Genomic DNA, 16,257 nt, shown 5'->3' with positions numbered 1-16,257 from the left:
AATGAAATTACTCAAAGCTTATTCATTGAGTAGTTTATTTTTGGTCACTATGCTGGCCTTTTCAGTAATGGCTAATCAACAAGAAACTGAGCCAACAGTTGAAATAGGTGCGCGTGTATATCAGGAGCGTTGTGTACTTTGTCATGGTATGCAAGCGATGGGCGAAGGGATTTTGCCCATGAAACTCAAAGATTATCCCAACACCAATCTTCTAAAGCGTATTCGGCAGAGAAGTCGAGAAGAGATCCACCGCGTCGTTACCCATGGTGCATCACTAGACAACATCTCCGATTTTATGCCACCAATGGGAGCTGAATTGAGTTGGACGGAGCTAGAGAGTGTTGTTGATTTTCTGATGCTCCTAAAAACCGACACTCCCAAAAGCCTCAATTTGTTAAAGGATGAAAGCGACAATGGTTCGCAGTTGACGAGCGTATTTGCTAGGTAGGGATATATATGAAACACGCTGTGTACTGTGTCATGGCCCAGCGGGTGAAGGTAATGGGAGGATGAGTAAAATCATCAAATCACCTCCTCCCTATAACCTAACACTTTCGCGGTTACCGAAAGCTTACCTCATTGATATTGTGACTAAAGGAGGAGAGGCCATGCAACGCTCTGGACAAATGCCACCTTGGGGAGATCAACTCAACGAGCAAGAGATTAATCAAGTGGTCAGCTACGTGATGTCCTTGAGGAAATAATGAAGTACTTTACGTCATCGGAAATAACGAGCGAGTCAATATTTCACAATCGAAGGTATTTTATAAAGCAAGCACTTTGCTCAGGGCTTTTGGCAGCAACACCTCGAATTGCCCGCGGCCATACTAACAACGTGAATGCAATTACACCCATGCGGATGGCCTCTACTTACTGCAACTACTATGAATTTTCTGACAATAAAAAAGTCGTACACCATCTTGCGAAGGAATTGACCACTTCGCCCTGGGCATTGCGAATCGATGGTGAAGTAAGTTCACCGAAAACGTTAGATGTATCTCAATTAACACCAACCGTGTCCCGTGTTTACCCGATGCGCTGTGTTGAGGGGTGGACTGCAGTTATTCCGTGGCAAGGAATTGTTCTTAGCGAACTTTTGTCGCTAGTTTCGCCAAAAGAAACTGCGCGATATGTTAAATTTTATAGTGTTTTTCGCCCTTCTGAAATGCCTATGCAGAGGCGACAGCACTTCCCATGGCCGTACGTTGAAGGATTGCGATTGGACGAAGCCATGCATCCGCTTACCATATTGGCTACAGGAATGTATGACAAATCACTGACTAAGCAAAACGGTGCGCCAATTCGGTTGGTAGTGCCTTGGAAATATGGATACAAAAGCATTAAAGCGATTACGCGTATTGAGCTCACTCAATCACAACCTGTAGGGGCGTGGGAACAAGCAAGTCCAAGTGAATATACCTTTTATGCAAACGTAAATCCTAAAGAGCCTCATCCAAGATGGAGTCAAAGGCGAGAATTGTTTTTGGGAGAAAAACAAAAAAGGCCGACCAAACTCTTCAATGGATTTGCGGAGCAGGTGGCTAGTCTTTACAGCGAGTAGCATTGTGGAGCATTGGCTGCGCTTTTTCTCAAAGAGTCATGCATTTCTTAGTAACAGCATTTACCTGGTAGCGATGCTTCTCAGTGTTTATCTTTGCATGGTTTATTTCTCTTCTGCTAACAATGTTTATCAATTACTGATGAAACTCACTGGTCAATATGCACTGATTTATTTGGTGATAGTGCTAACCATAACTCCACTTCGACGGTGGGCTGTCATTGCTTGTCAGCAGTGCAAGTTAAGTTATGGGAAGCGTTTGAGCGATTGGAACTGGCTGATAAAGCTTCGTCGTAGCTTAGGCATGGTCTGCACGTTCTTCGCATTGGTCCATTTGTATTTTTACTTGTGGTTAGATTTTGACTGGCTTTGGCAAGATATTGTATGGGATGCCAATACCAGACCATTTATCGCGCTTGGGTGGATAAGTATTGGTTTGTTGTGTCTGCTGGCCCTAACAAGCCCTGATGTCATTCAAAAAGTGCTGAAGCGCAGGTGGAGACAGATTCATCGCTGCATTTATCTACTTGCTATAGTCGTACTTTATCATTTTGGCATGAGTGAGAAAGCGGGTAGTAACGACGTTACTTCTTGGGCGATTATTGTCGCAATATTGTTACTTCACAGAGTATGGTTTGGATTGTTGAAGAGCAGCAAAAATGCCGCTGACGATGGCATGCTTGCTCAGCGGGCTAAATCAAATCGACGAGCAAAACATCATGTTAAAAAGAGCATTTAATTAAAAGGTATTTATGTGTGTGTAACATTAGTGTCATAAAAATACCATTTAATAGCGGCATCTTTTTTGTTCCTTATAAAAGGTCATATTGTGTTCAACTACACTAGCATCAGCCGTCTTGTCATGACGCCTGTCCTTGCCAGTTTGTTCTTACTTGTATTACTCAATGGCGCATCAATTCTAAAATCTTTCTCGGTATTAAGCTCTTTTGATGAGCTAGAAAACACCCTCGTTCAGTCAGAGCGCGATGTTAACAGCGTCTTAAGTACCTTCAAAACACAGGTTCAAGAATGGAAAAATGTGTTGTTACGTGGCCATGACCAGAAAAACCGCGAAAAATATTGGAACCGATTTAAAGAAAGAGAAGCAGACATCACTCGCCAGTTTGAGCAAATGCTCGGTAACAATGTGATTAGCGACAAAGCTAAGTCTGAAATTCGTCAATTTCAAAAAGCACACGCACTCATGGCAACCAAATACCGAGAAGGGTACGAGGCTTTCGTCGCCGCTGGTTTTGACCCCAAGGTAGGCGATAGCTATGTTCGAGGTATTGACAGAGAGCCAGCTAAATTACTATCGAGTATTGCCGATGATATTGCTACTGAATCAGCCAATGCTATAGCAAATTTAAAATCTACCACTCGCAGCATGCTTTGGCTTATTTTGTTGGCTGCTATTGTTTTGACTATTGCGTCAGTGGCCTATGTGATTTCTCGTTTGCGTTCGCAGGTGATAAAGCCGACTAAGCAAGTTGCTGCTTGCATTTCAAATTTAGCGACTAGCAAATATGATTATCAACTTCAATACACCAGTAAACACGAGCTGGGCGTTCTCGCCGATTCAGCACGCGCATTGCAAAGCAAGCTAAATGAATCAGTGGCACAGCTACAAGAGGCTGAATGTGAAATGGAGCATGCGTTTAGCACGCTTGGCGGTGTGAGTCAGTCAATCATGCAAGGCGCAAATGAGCAGCGTGATGCGTCACACTCTTTAGACAGCAGCACAGACAAGCTTCGAGAGATTGTACAAAGTTTAGTGGCGATCACAGACCAAGTTGCCGTTGCAACAAACAACTCAGAGAAAAACGTTGCAAGTTGCTATTCTACCTTTGAAAAAGCGAACTTGGGTTTTAAACAGCTTGCTAAAACAGTGACAGAGTCGAGCAATATAGTATCTGAACTTCAAAGCCGTAGTACTAACATACTGAAAGTCGTTAATGTTATTAATGAGATTGCTGACCAAACCAATTTGTTAGCCTTAAATGCGGCAATTGAAGCTGCACGTGCTTAGGTGAGCACGGAAGAGGTTTTGCGGTTGTTGCCGATGAGGTTCGCGCGCTTGCTGCCAAAACCCAGCAGTCGACTAAAGAGATAAACGATATTCTAAGCAGCTTTGAGTCTGAAGCAAAAGGTGCGGTATCTGCCATGGCGTCGGGAAAACAGCTGTCAGATAATAACGCAGCTGAAGCGGCTACTGCACTTGAAACCCTAAATAATGTGGTACGAGATATCCAGGAAACGGCCAGTGTTGTAGTAGCACTAAACGAAGCGGCAGATGAACAAGAAGCGGTATTGCATCAGGTAGAAGCAATAATTAGTAACGTGGTTTCATCATCTGAGCGCTATCACCAGTTAGCGCAAAAAGATGACATGTCACGTTCAATGAAAAGCATGTCGCACAACGTCGAAAAAGTCGTTAACAGTTTGACCCGTTAAGTCTGCTTTGACAGTATTATAAAAAGGAGCAGCGAGCTCCTTTTTTTGTATAGGTACTGTGAGTTAATGACGCCGTTAGTTTTTCACCCCATCTACAGCCAGCTTGATTTACCCGAAAGACATCGTTTCCCCATTGAAAAGTATGTGGGGATAAGAGATGAATTAATCAGACGAGGCGTCGACCCATCGCGTTTTATAAAACCCACACCAGTGAATGATGAAGTGCTACGGTCATTTTATAGCGCTGACTATGTCAGTGCGCTTACTCGCGGAGACTTAGACAAGAAAGCCATGCGTCGCATCGGCTTTCCATGGTCTGCACAATTGATTGAACGCACTCGCACTGCAGTTGCGGGCACGCAGCTTACAGCAATGTTAGCCCTCAAAGAGGGGAGGGCGTTGAATTTAACCTATGGTTACCACCATGCTTTCAACGATTTTGGTTCTGGTTTTTGCCTGTTTAATGATTTGTATATTGCAGCTAAAACCATGCAAGAAGATCAAAACATTGAAAATGTGCTTATTGTTGACCTTGATGTGCATCAGGGTGATGGAACCGCTAAGCTCGCTGAAAATGACAATGATATTTTTACGCTCTCAATTCATGGTGAGAAAAACTTTCCCTACCGCAAACAGCAGTCTGATTTAGATATTGGTCTAGAAAAGGGCACCGGAGATGATGAATATCTGTCAACGTTAGAGGAAGCGCTAGCGTTAGCCCAGCGCCAATTTCAACCTGATGCAATAATTTATGATGCGGGCGTTGATGTTCACATAAACGATGACCTTGGGCACCTCAACATTTCCACTGAAGGGGTTTATCAGCGAGATTGCTTAGTCTTTGCATTGGCCGAACGCCTAGGCGTGCCAATAGCAGCAGTTATTGGTGGGGGCTACCAGCGCGATATAGCGGCACTTGTTGATGTGCACATTCAACTGTACCGTGCAGCAGGCGTAGTTGCATAGGCTATTACGTATTTGCGCTATCAAAGAAAGTGAAGCTGAAAACCTATACCAATGCGCTCTTGAGAGCGGTTGTAATCAATCAGTGAATCTCCATAACCGTTGAAGTATTGCAGTAATACTTCGTACCTGTCAGAGATAGGGTAGGTCAAGTCGACTTGAATGCTGCCTCTATTTGAATCAAAGTCTAAGTTGTTGCGAAGCAGCGCGAGCATTTTGAACGCTCCGATTTTGCGTCCATAGCCCAATTCGATACGCCCATAAAAGTCTTGGATGTCAGGGTTGTCGTCACCTGAAGTATCCGCAGGGTCTTCCTTTTCGTCCTCAGGAATGCGGTACCAGGTTTTAAGATAATAAATATCATCATTATCACTGAATACAATAGAAGCAAATATGCGGTTCCAGCTTCTTGAACGAATGCCGCTTTGTCCGTTAGACATATGGTTAAAGCCAACCTGAAACGTATTGAATTTATAGCCTAAAACCGAATAATCGCCGGTTTCCTGCCAAAAAATTTCAGGTTCATAGTTAGTTTCACGAAATGGTTTAGAGACTTCGCTGTTATACAATTGCCAGAATGACGTTAACGTGAAACCAAAATACATCCCGTCAAAGCCACTGTCTTCTAAATAAAGTGGAAGCTTTGTACTTATTTGAAACTTCGCTTCGCTGTTATCCACATTTTCGTCAGTTAAGTCTTCGTTGCCCATTGAGTTGGGAGAAGAAACATAGGTATAGGGCAGTATATAGTTTCGTCTGTGCTGAGTAATTGCAAACACGTTGTCGAGGGCTTCTTTGTCGCCTTCCATACGCTCATCTAATGCGCTTTCTGTTGTGGTATCGCGTTTAATGATGTCGATAACTTCGATACCTTTTGTTTGTGCTTCTTCTGTTTGCTTTTTCCCTTCTGTGGGTGTGGGCTGATTGGCTTTATCGTAATCAGAAGGACGTGTTTGTGCATGCGCGGGAAGCGAAGCTGCAAAAATAACAGCAAGTAGTAAAGGCTTTAACACTGACACCTAGGTATCTCCATATAAGGGTTGTAAGTTGTGCTTAACTGAAGTCCAGTGTTTGGCCTTCTGATGATGCAATGATGTGTAAAGTAGACTCTGCGATAGTGACATATTCATTACAATGCGCCACCACGTTATCTATATCCTCATCAGTGCGATCCGGATCATGACTATACAGCGCCAATTGTTTTGCATTACAGGCCATTGCCAATTTCACCGCTTCCTCTGCGACTGAATGTCCCCAGCCTGTCTTTGCTAAGCATATCTGACAACATATACTGTGCATCGTGGATAAGTAAATCTGCATCTTGTGCAAACATGACAAAGTCTAGGAAGTCAGTCTCTTTTTTATAAGGAGGGTAGAGTTCGTTATCGGTGATATAAGCGACTTTACACCCATCTGACTCAATGCAATATGCGCTGCCTCTCCCTGGATGGTTCATACGCAAGCGTTTGATGACCGCTGCACCTATGGTAAACCTGTCTTGATCTTCTGGCAGTGATGTTATGACAATATTGGCCTTTAGCGCTTCTTGGGGAACGGGAAATAGCGAACCTTCCATTTGACGCAGTATTTGGTCTGGTTCATTAAGTAAGGTCTGCCCCGGAAAAATATTTATTTCTCGGCCATCTTGGTAGATAGGAACGAAAAAAGGAAAACCTTGAATATGATCCCAATGATTGTGGCTCAGCAAAATATTGATGGGGGTGGTTTTTGATGCGAGCTTCTCACCCAGTAGCCGAATACTGGTACCAGAGTCTAGGACGATATCCGTACCGTCCTTAAGCTCAATGTGGACGCACGCGGTGTTGCCTCCGTAGCGAACAAAATCTGCTCCCGGTGTCGGGATAGAACCTCTTACGCCATAAAATGTTAACCGCATACGCCCCTCTTCTTACCTAGTGGGCAAGTTCAGATGTTAGAGAGCGGCTACAAAATCTTTTGCGGCACTAAGGTCTAATAACTGTTTCTCGCCAGTATGTCTATTTTTATACTCAACTTGTTGATTATCCAAGTTTCTTTCGCCAATGACAATACTGTGAGGAATACCGATTAGTTCCATGTCGTTAAACATCACACCTGGGCGCTCTTTCCTGTCGTCAAATAGCACTTCTACGTCAAGTGATACAAGCTCCTCATAAAGTTTCTCAGCGGCTTCTTTGATGCGATGAGACTTGTGCATGTTCATTGGTATAAGAGCAATTTTAAACGGTGCGATAGGATCTGGCCACTTAATGCCAAATTTATCGTGGTTCTGTTCAATCGCCGCTGCCACAATGCGAGATACACCAATACCGTAACACCCCATAGTCAAGGTCTGGTGCTTCCCTGTTTCGGTCAATACCCCACAGTTCATTGCTTCAGAGTATTTGCTTCCTAACTGGAATATATGACCTACTTCAATACCGCGTTTGATATCAAGTGTTCCCTGACCATCAGGTGAAGCGTCACCTGCTACCACGTTGCGAATATCTGCAGTTTGTACGTCGTCTTCCCAGTTATTATTCACACTGACTTTACCACCAACGCCTGCACCCGTAGCGAAATCAGCAAGTGCAGCAGCGCTTGCGTCAACGAATGAAGGTATAGAAAGGTTGGTTGCATCAGCAAACAATACTGAAACGCCCAAAATGTCTTTTGCCTGTTCAAACGTTGCTTCAACAAGCGGTGAGGCCACGCCTTCAAGCTTCTCTGCTTTCACGTCATTAAGCTCGTGGTCTGCGCGAAGTACTAGCGCCACCCAGTTGTCAGATTCTACAGCTTCGCCCTTGCTATCGGTGCCATTGGCCGCTTTGACCACGACAACTTTTACCGCGTTTTCAGGTGATACATTAACGCTTTTTAAGATGGCGTTGAAGTCTTTACCCTTGCCATCTTTCACTTCTTGTTGCGCCCCTGAAGCTTGCGCTTTTGCAGGAGCTACCGCTGCTGCCATCTCTACATTGGCTGCATAATCACTGTTGCTAGAGAAAGCAATGGCGTCTTCGCCAGACTCAGCAAGTACATGGAATTCGTGAGAGTGGCTACCACCAATCGAACCTGAGTCGGCAATAACAGCTCTAAAATCCAAGCCCATGCGCGAGAAAATGTTGCAGTAAGCATCGTACATTTTCTGGTAGGTTTCTTGTAAGCAACTGTCTTCTATGTGAAAGCTATACGCGTCTTTCATCGTAAATTCACGTCCGCGCATAATGCCAAAACGAGGGCGCACTTCATCACGGAATTTAGTCTGAACTTGGTATAGGTTCAAAGGAAGCTGCTTGTAGCTGCTAATTTCGTTGCGAACTAGGGCAGTAATCACTTCTTCATGTGTTGGACCTAACACGAAATCACGCTGGTGGCGGTCTTTAACACGAAGTAATTCAGGGCCATATTCATCCCAGCGGCCAGACTCTTCCCAAAGGTCAGCTGGCTGGACTACAGGCATAAGTACTTCAATAGCGCCTGCCTTATTCATTTCTTCACGAACAATATTCGCTACTTTATTGAGTACGCGAAGACCAGACGGTAACCAAGTGTATAGTCCCGATGCTAGTTTTCTTATCATACCAGCACGAAGCATTAGCTGGTGGCTGATAACTTCTGCATCTGCAGGGGTTTCTTTCTGCGTGGCAAGCAAATATTGACTAGTGCGCATGTAAAGCAGGTTTCCTGTAAAAATTTATCTGAACTGGCGTATTCTAAATAACTAAGAGCAATTTCGCTACAAACGCGTGCGCTTAAAGCTGATTTATCTGCGTTACAGTGACAACGCCTTTATGAATAACAAAGCCAATGTCTACATCATAAAGCGCAACTTTGTAGGTTTTAGGATCATCATCGATATGCTGTTTGTACGCAGGCCTAGGGTCTTGTGACAACACGTTTTTACAAAGCGCTTTAAAACCCACATATTTTCTCTCGAGTTCTGAGAGTTTGCTGGCAAGTATTTTCTCAAACTCAACGCGTCGCGCCGGTATTCCAGAATGTGTGCTCAAAGAATCCGTAGCATCATCGACGTTATCTGAATAAGGAAGATACGGCTTAATATCAACGATCGGGGTTGCATCGACAAGATCTACGCCCCCAACGTTAAGGACTGTCCTATCTTTTTTTATCTCTATACCAAGGTTTCTTACCGCAGACATACCTATGCCATTAGGGCGGTGCGTACTTCGCGTTGCCAGTACACCTGTAGTGACATTTCCTCCTAAACGGGGGGCTTTGACTTTGCTTTTCCATCCGCGAGGTAGGGTTTGGTGAAAAATAAAAAGTAGCCATAAATGACTAAAGCCCTCTATACCTTCAAGCATGGCAGGGTCATCAAACCCAGGTAAAAACGAAATCGAGCCTTTAGCATTTGCTAAACTAGGTTGACGAGGAATTGCGAATTTTTGCTTGAACGGCGTATTTATGGTGGCAATGGGCGAAATGGAATAATTATCAGTCATCATGAGTATCAACCGTTAGAATTGAAAAAAATTCGACGAAAAGAGGCTAACTGTCATATAACTCTCACAAATGTCGTTTAAATTGTCACTTCAAGCAAATAAGCTTGTACCGCATTCATAAATCGGTTGGTAGCAATTTAGATGGTTATCAGCGGTGGGAATATGTGGTTACCCTGGATCCAACCATTTTGGCCCGCTATTATTAGCGGGCTTTTTTTATGTCTGCGCTTTTATCTTTAATAATTGTGATTCAAAGTACGGACAACCTAGCGACTGCGCTTTTTCGATATTGTGACTGTATATCTTCTCTGCGTCTTCTTCATTTTTCATGTAGCGAGAAATATCGCTTTCTCTAATCAAGTGAAAGAGAGGGTAGGGCGAGCGGTTCGTGTAGTTTTCACTGCTGTCAGTATCGCTTCCGTCAAAAACATAGTTTGGATGAAAACTCGCAAGTTGGTAGCGACCTGCATATCCCCAGTCTTGCAGCATCTTCTCTGATATGGCGAGAACATCAAGATATTCGCCAAAATCAGATAACAATGGGTGTTTTAACACGAGAAGCGTTGTCGCCGTTGTTTCATTGTTTTCGAGAAATTGAAGCTCAGTAAAGAGAGTTTCAAGGATATCTCCCACATCACCTTGCACTACCTCACAGCGTATTCTGTTGGGTGAGCGAACATACTTTGCGAACGGACAGAAGTTATGAGCAATTACGATATCATCCACCCATTGCATGGTTGCCTGAATGTAATGGGAATCTGAAGTTGGCATTGGCTGGCTATTATTTTCCATAGTGTGCAGTAATAGATTCTAAAGCGTGGGGCATCATGGTGGCAATGATGCCCAGTCTAAAGATACTACGAATGGTATTTTACGTAAGCTTCTAACGTGTTTTCTATAAGGCTTGCTACTGTCATCGGGCCAACACCACCTGGAACAGGCGTTATCCAACCAGCGCGTTCTTGCGCTTTTTCGAAATCGACGTCGCCCACGAGTGAACCGTCGTTGAGTCGGTTGATACCAACATCAATAACAATGGCGCCACGTTTAACCCAATCACCAGGAATAAAGTTAGGTTTACCAACCGCGACAACAAGTAAGTCTGCACGCTGCACATGACTCTTTAAGTCCTGTGTGAACTTGTGACATGTTGTTACTGTGCAGCCAGCTAACAAAAGTTCTAGGCTCATCGGGCGGCCTACAATGTTTGAAGCACCTACAATAACTGCGTCCAGTCCTTTTACAGGGCGCTTTGTTGACTCAACCATCGTCATTATACCTTTTGGCGTACAAGGGCGAAGGGCTGGAATTCGCTGCGCTAGGCGACCGATATTATATGGATGAAATCCATCAACGTCTTTATGAGGTTGAATTCTCTCTAGTACCTTTTCAGCATTTAAACCCGCAGGCAAGGGAAGCTGAACTAGGATGCCATCGATTTCTTTGTCATCGTTGAGTTCATCAATAAGACCCAGTAGCGTTTCCTCTGTTGTGTCAGACGGAAGGTCGAATGAGCGAGAAACGAATCCAACTTCTTCACATGCTTTGCGCTTGTTTGCAACGTAAACCTGTGAAGCAGCATCACTGCCTACAAGTACAACAGCAAGTCCTGGCTGTCTTTTCTTGGCTTGAATAAGTGAGTCAACATAAGAAGAAACGTGTTGGCGAACTTGTTTGGCAATAAGTTTGCCGTCAATAAGGTGAGCGGTCATAGTGTTATTTGTAGTGTAGTGGTCAACAAGTGCCCTATATTGTTTCATAAAACGCCATTGCTAAACCAGCCTTTAACTGCCGAGAGGCAAAAAATTAGAGAAAATAACCTTAGTAGTTTAAAAAAACATGAAGATTCCCCCTTTATATAAAACGACTGCTACAGTTGTTTTAGGTTTGAAAGGGGGCATGTAGGTTGTAGATGACGCGTAAATCTGGCTGTTTATTGTTCTTTTTGTTCAAAAAAACGCGATTATGTGCGCTTTGTGAGCGGTTGGAAAATTTATTTAAAAAAGTGTTTGACGAGGTGGGGTCATGTCAGTAATATTCGCACCCCGTAACGGCACAGAGACAAAACATCTCAGAAAGCCGCTACAATTGTCGGTGAGTGGCGCAGCTTGGTAGCGCACTTGTTTTGGGTACAAGGGGTCGCAGGTTCAAATCCTGTCTCACCGACCACTTTTTGCAGCGAAGATTCGCCGAGCGCCCGTAGCTCAGCTGGATAGAGCAACGGCCTTCTAAGCCGTGGGTCGCAGGTTCGAATCCTGCCGGGCGCGCCATGCGGGTCAGGTAGGTCCTGACAGGATGGCAGAATTTTCAAGTTTACATGTTTTACAATTCACATGTAAACTATGCAAGCACCTCTATGGTGGGCGTAGCTCAGTTGGTAGAGCCCCGGATTGTGATTCCGGTTGTCGTGGGTTCAAGTCCCATCGTCCACCCCACTTTTTGCGGAAGTGGTGGAATTGGTAGACACGCTGGATTTAGGTTCCAGTGCTTCACGGCGTGAGAGTTCAAGTCTCTCCTTCCGCACCATATTTTCAAGCTTTATCAAAAGCTTTTCAAAGATATCTCTGTCGGTGAGTGGCGCAGCTTGGTAGCGCACTTGTTTTGGGTACAAGGGGTCGCAGGTTCAAATCCTGTCTCACCGACCATTTATCTCTCTTTTCTTACCTTTCTAAGCTCTCAACGCATTTATTTTCAATTTTATTCCTCGTTTGTTCGTATTATGTTCAAATGCGCCTTACAAACTTGCCTTTGCCTCTCGACTCTTGTGATGTGCGGCTGTATACTACCGCGTCTTTTTTTAACCAGTACGTTTGTTTCAGGTTGGCTTTTTGACATTCTTTTGTCCCAACCATGATTGTATAAACGTCAGATAACGACCTCTTCCCCGGAGTGATATGCTAAAAGTGCATGACGGGAGGGGGATTGAGAACAAAACGCCTGTAAAGGCGTATAGTTGAGGTAACATAATGCAAGTTTCAGTCGAGACGACCCAGGGTTTAGAACGCCGTCTTACTATCACCGTTCCAGCTGACGCGGTTGATTCAGCAGTTAAGTCACGCCTACAGCAGTTGGCGAAAACACAGCGTATTAACGGTTTCCGCCCGGGCAAAGTACCTGTTAGTGTAATTAAAAAGCGTTTCGGCCAAGCAGTTCGCCAAGAAGTTGCTGGTGACGTAATGCAACAGAATTTCTACCAAGCGGTTATTCAAGAAAAGATTCAGCCTGCTGGTATGCCCAAGTTTGAACTGACTAAAGACGAAGACGGTCAGGACCTAGAATTTACAGCATCTTTTGAAGTTTACCCAGAAGTAGAAGTGAAAGGTGTTAGCGATATCGAAATCGAAAAGCCAGTAGTTGAAATTACTGACGAAGATCTTGATAACATGATGGAAACGCTTCAAAAGCAACACGCAACTTGGAAAGAAGTTAAGCGTAAAGCGAAGAAAGACGACAAAGTAATTATTGATTTTGTTGGTTCTATCGACGGTGAAGAGTTTGAAGGCGGAAAAGCTGAAGATTTCGCACTTGAGCTAGGCAAAGGCCGTATGATTCCTGGTTTCGAAAAACCACTTGTTGGCGCGAAAACAGGTGAAGAAGTAACTATCGAAGTAACCTTCCCTGAAGACTACCACGCAGAAAACCTGAAAGGTAAAGACGCTGTTTTCCAAGCAACTGTTAAGAAGGTAGAAGGTCAATCTCTACCTAAAGTTGACGAAGAGTTTGCGAAACTGTTCGGTGTGGAAGAAGGCGGTGTAGACGCGCTTAAAGCAGAAGTTCGCAAGAACATGCAGCGTGAGCTAGACCAAACGCTTAAAGCGCAGGTAAAAGAAGACGTTATCGCTAAACTAGTAGACGCTAACGAAATCGATATTCCTCAAGCGCTAATCGACCAAGAAGTTAACGCACTTCGCGAGCAAGCGAAGCAGCGCTTCAGCCAACAGGGCGGTGGTCAGAACCTTCCAGAGCTGCCAGCTGACTTGTTCACTGACAACGCTAAGCGCCGTGTTTCAATTGGTCTACTTCTAGGCGAAGTTATCAAAAACAACGAGCTTAAAGCTGACGACGCGAAAGTAAACGAGATGATCGAAACTGCAGCGTCTGCGTATGAAGATCCACAAGAAGTTATTGAATACTACAACAATAACCAAGAGCTTATGCAGCAAATGCAAAACGTTGCACTTGAAGAGCAAGCTATTGAGTGGGTTCTTGAGCAAGCAAAAGTTACTGAAGTAACTAAAGCTTTTGACGAGGTTATGAACAAACAGGCGTAAATTTTTACTGTCTGATTGACAATACTTGTCAGCAACTGCTTAAATGCTCGGAGCCTTCCGAGCATTTTTGTTTTTAACGCTAGATAATCAAGGTAGCTATGACTAATACCCCGTTTGACCCTATGAATGCACTTGTCCCAATGGTTGTAGAGCAAACCTCAAAAGGTGAGCGCTCTTACGACATCTATTCTCGCCTATTAAAAGAAAACGTGATTTTCTTGGTAGGGCAAGTTGAAGACCACATGGCCAACCTCATCGTTGCTCAAATGCTGTTTCTAGAAGCAGAGAATCCAGAAAAGGATATTTTCTTATATATCAATTCACCTGGCGGTTCTGTGACTGCGGGTATGGCGATATATGACACTATGAACTTCATTAAGCCTGATGTAAGCACAGTGTGTATGGGGCAAGCAGCCAGCATGGGCGCTTTTTTATTGTCGGCAGGAGCAAAAGGTAAACGTTATTGTCTACCCAACTCTCGAGTGATGATTCACCAACCATTGGGTGGCTTTCAAGGCCAAGCATCAGATTTTGAAATTCATGCGAAAGAAATTCTGTCTATTAAAGAGAAGTTAAATCGTCTTATGGCCGACCATACTGGTCAAGACTACGAGAAGGTTGCACGTGATACCGATCGAGACAATTTCTTAAGTGCAACTGAAGCGCAAGAATACGGCTTAGTTGACCAAGTTTTAGCAAATCGATCTGACGTAGCCGCAACTAAGTAGTATAGTTATAGTAAACCTGAGTCAGTGCATCGCACATAATGATTTTTGACTCGGGTATGGCAGAGGCAAAATGTAATGAGTGATAAGCAAAGCGGTGACGGTGATAATAAGCTACTGTACTGTTCGTTTTGTGGCAAAAGCCAACACGAAGTAAGAAAATTAATAGCAGGCCCGTCGGTATTTATATGCGACGAGTGTGTTGAGTTATGTAACGATATCATTCGCGAAGAAATTAAGGAAATTGCGCCAAAGCAAAAGCAGGACGCTTTACCTAAACCTAGCGAAATACATGCGCATCTTGACGATTATGTAATTGGTCAAGAACACGCGAAAAAAGTCTTATCAGTAGCGGTTTATAACCACTACAAACGACTTCGCAACGGTGACGTGCATGATGGTGTTGAACTAGGCAAGAGTAACATCTTGTTAATTGGCCCTACAGGTAGCGGAAAAACACTACTTGCAGAGACACTAGCGCGCCTACTTGACGTACCATTTACCATGGCGGACGCCACAACCCTTACGGAAGCTGGCTATGTTGGCGAAGATGTAGAAAACATCATCCAAAAGCTACTGCAGAAATGCGATTATGACGTCGAAAAAGCACAGCGCGGTATTGTGTACATCGATGAAATTGACAAGATTTCACGTAAGTCTGACAACCCTTCAATTACACGTGATGTGTCAGGTGAAGGTGTACAGCAAGCACTTCTTAAGCTGATTGAAGGTACAGTTGCATCGGTTCCGCCACAGGGTGGACGTAAGCACCCGCAGCAAGAGTTTTTACAAGTAGATACTTCAAAGATCTTGTTTATTTGCGGTGGTGCGTTTGCAGGGCTTGATAAAGTTATTGAGCAACGAGCGCAAAAAGATACCGGAATTGGCTTTGGCGCAACGGTCAAGTCTAAAGACAACAGCAAACAAATCAGCGAACTGTTTAAGCAGGTAGAGCCTGAAGATCTAGTGAAGTATGGATTGATTCCAGAATTCATCGGTCGTCTTCCTGTTGTAACGAGTCTTGAAGAGTTAAACGAAGAAGCGTTAATCGAAATTCTACGCGAACCTAAGAATGCCATCACGAAGCAATATGGTGCGCTATTCTCTATGGAAGATGTAGAGCTAGAATTCCGTGACGATGCGCTTAACGCAATTGCCAAAAAAGCAATGGAGCGTAAAACAGGTGCCCGCGGACTTCGTTCAATCGTAGAAGCTGTTCTGTTAGATACCATGTATGACCTTCCATCGATGGAAGATGTCAGTAAAGTGGTTATTGATGAAACCGTGATTCGCGGGGAATCGAAGCCGATATTGATATATGATAGTAATGAAAAGAAAGCAGCCTCTGAGTAATCTAGAGAGCTAAAAAAGGCCCCGCTGGGGCCTTTTTTATTTTTAAACCGCTACTGCGCTGATTTATACCGCGTTGGTAAATTTTGTGAAATCCTCATTTACCATACGTAAACTCCGGTTCCCCAAAACTTCCCGCCTTGTCTAAACCATGCTCGCTGACGCGGCCTAAAAACGACATTCGTTGTTTCTGGCTTACTTCATCAATAAACATTGGGTCACGCGGTTTTTCATCAACTTTCGCCTTGCACCCAGTTCGTTCACGACGCTGAACTTGCAAGATATGTTTGATTTTTGCTCACTTGATAAAAGGTATCTTATCCTTTCTATCAGAATTTTGAGTTAAGTATTGCCTTACAGCGAAAAATCGATAATGGTTATAGGTAGAGCAGGGAAGGTAAGGTTAAGGAATTAACGCACTTTAATAAGTTTCGATTGAACTTTGCTCTTGCATCCCCATATAAAAATGACATTTCAAACTAATTGAGAAC

13 protein-coding genes, 5 tRNA genes and 2 pseudogenes are annotated in these 16,257 nt (G+C 43.9%); 14 read left to right on the top strand and 6 right to left on the bottom strand.

What is annotated here, in order from left to right; genetic code table 11:
- The first annotated feature begins 1 nt into the window (after window position 1).
- The 6 genes and pseudogenes from V6N89_RS14555 (at window position 2) to V6N89_RS14525 (ending at window position 4,978) form a co-directional block, all read left to right on the top strand.
- Window positions 2-448: a c-type cytochrome gene (locus V6N89_RS14555; RefSeq protein ID WP_346992859.1), complete on the top strand. Its 447-nt coding sequence runs from the start codon at window positions 2-4 to the stop codon at window positions 446-448.
- A complete protein-coding gene (locus V6N89_RS14550) occupies window positions 438-704 on the top strand; it encodes a c-type cytochrome (protein WP_346992858.1) in 267 nt (88 codons plus the stop codon). Before V6N89_RS14555 ends, V6N89_RS14550 begins: the two co-directional genes overlap by 11 nt.
- On the top strand, window positions 704-1,561 hold the full coding sequence (gene msrP, locus V6N89_RS14545) for a protein-methionine-sulfoxide reductase catalytic subunit MsrP (RefSeq protein WP_338518179.1): 858 nt from the start codon (window positions 704-706) through the stop codon (window positions 1,559-1,561). The genes V6N89_RS14550 and msrP overlap by 1 nt, the downstream gene beginning before the upstream one ends.
- 4 nt (window positions 1,562-1,565) lie before the next feature.
- Window positions 1,566-2,297: a sulfite oxidase heme-binding subunit YedZ gene (locus V6N89_RS14540; RefSeq protein WP_338518178.1), complete on the top strand. Its 732-nt coding sequence runs from the start codon at window positions 1,566-1,568 to the stop codon at window positions 2,295-2,297.
- A 90-nt stretch (window positions 2,298-2,387) separates the two neighbouring features.
- A pseudogene (locus tag V6N89_RS14535) lies at window positions 2,388-4,012 on the top strand (methyl-accepting chemotaxis protein).
- A gap of 66 nt (window positions 4,013-4,078) precedes the next feature.
- Window positions 4,079-4,978, top strand: coding sequence for a histone deacetylase family protein (locus tag V6N89_RS14525; protein ID WP_346992856.1), 900 nt, complete (start codon window positions 4,079-4,081; stop codon window positions 4,976-4,978).
- Between the two features lie 20 nt (window positions 4,979-4,998).
- Here V6N89_RS14525 and V6N89_RS14520 read toward each other — a convergent pair whose 3' ends face one another.
- The 6 genes and pseudogenes from V6N89_RS14520 to folD form a co-directional block, all read right to left on the bottom strand.
- Entirely contained in the window at window positions 4,999-5,994 is a 996-nt protein-coding gene (locus V6N89_RS14520; protein WP_346992855.1) for a phospholipase A, read from the bottom strand.
- Between the two features lie 34 nt (window positions 5,995-6,028).
- Window positions 6,029-6,872 (bottom strand): annotated as a pseudogene (locus V6N89_RS14515) (MBL fold metallo-hydrolase).
- 36 nt (window positions 6,873-6,908) lie between these two features.
- Complete coding sequence (locus V6N89_RS14510; RefSeq protein ID WP_338518175.1) at window positions 6,909-8,627, bottom strand: proline--tRNA ligase; 1,719 nt, start codon at window positions 8,625-8,627, stop codon at window positions 6,909-6,911.
- 82 nt (window positions 8,628-8,709) lie between these two features.
- On the bottom strand, window positions 8,710-9,423 hold the full coding sequence (gene tsaA, locus V6N89_RS14505; RefSeq protein WP_338518174.1) for a tRNA (N6-threonylcarbamoyladenosine(37)-N6)-methyltransferase TrmO: 714 nt from the start codon (window positions 9,421-9,423) through the stop codon (window positions 8,710-8,712).
- 213 nt (window positions 9,424-9,636) lie between these two features.
- Entirely contained in the window at window positions 9,637-10,212 is a 576-nt protein-coding gene (locus tag V6N89_RS14500; RefSeq protein ID WP_338518173.1) for a DUF1415 domain-containing protein, read from the bottom strand.
- Window positions 10,213-10,277: 65 nt separating this feature from the next.
- Window positions 10,278-11,132: a bifunctional methylenetetrahydrofolate dehydrogenase/methenyltetrahydrofolate cyclohydrolase FolD gene (gene folD / locus V6N89_RS14495; protein WP_338520149.1), complete on the bottom strand. Its 855-nt coding sequence runs from the start codon at window positions 11,130-11,132 to the stop codon at window positions 10,278-10,280.
- 380 nt (window positions 11,133-11,512) lie between these two features.
- Between folD and V6N89_RS14490 the strand changes: the two genes are divergently transcribed.
- The 8 genes from V6N89_RS14490 to clpX all read left to right on the top strand — a co-directional run bounded on the left by V6N89_RS14490 (window position 11,513) and on the right by clpX (window position 15,769).
- A tRNA-Pro gene (locus V6N89_RS14490) sits at window positions 11,513-11,589 on the top strand.
- 24 nt (window positions 11,590-11,613) lie between these two features.
- Window positions 11,614-11,690: transfer RNA gene (locus V6N89_RS14485), tRNA-Arg, on the top strand.
- A gap of 89 nt (window positions 11,691-11,779) precedes the next feature.
- A tRNA-His gene (locus V6N89_RS14480) sits at window positions 11,780-11,855 on the top strand.
- 6 nt (window positions 11,856-11,861) lie between these two features.
- Window positions 11,862-11,946: transfer RNA gene (locus V6N89_RS14475), tRNA-Leu, on the top strand.
- A 42-nt stretch (window positions 11,947-11,988) separates the two neighbouring features.
- Window positions 11,989-12,065: transfer RNA gene (locus V6N89_RS14470), tRNA-Pro, on the top strand.
- Between the two features lie 321 nt (window positions 12,066-12,386).
- Window positions 12,387-13,691 carry a trigger factor gene (tig, locus tag V6N89_RS14465; RefSeq protein ID WP_338518172.1) on the top strand — a complete coding sequence of 435 codons (1,305 nt, stop codon included), beginning with the start codon at window positions 12,387-12,389 and terminating at the stop codon, window positions 13,689-13,691.
- Window positions 13,692-13,789: 98 nt separating this feature from the next.
- Window positions 13,790-14,419 carry an ATP-dependent Clp endopeptidase proteolytic subunit ClpP gene (gene clpP, locus V6N89_RS14460; RefSeq protein ID WP_338518171.1) on the top strand — a complete coding sequence of 210 codons (630 nt, stop codon included), beginning with the start codon at window positions 13,790-13,792 and terminating at the stop codon, window positions 14,417-14,419.
- Window positions 14,420-14,494: 75 nt separating this feature from the next.
- Window positions 14,495-15,769, top strand: a complete 1,275-nt coding sequence (gene clpX, locus V6N89_RS14455) for an ATP-dependent protease ATP-binding subunit ClpX (RefSeq protein WP_338518170.1) — start codon at window positions 14,495-14,497, stop codon at window positions 15,767-15,769.
- Window positions 15,770-16,257: the final 488 nt, after the last annotated feature.

The organism is Alteromonas gracilis, from assembly GCF_036870955.2.
GTDB classification, from domain to species: Bacteria; Pseudomonadota; Gammaproteobacteria; order Enterobacterales; family Alteromonadaceae; genus Alteromonas; species Alteromonas gracilis_A.
The sequence above is the reverse complement of the archived record's forward strand: the minus strand, read 5'-3'. Positions and strand labels throughout refer to the sequence as shown.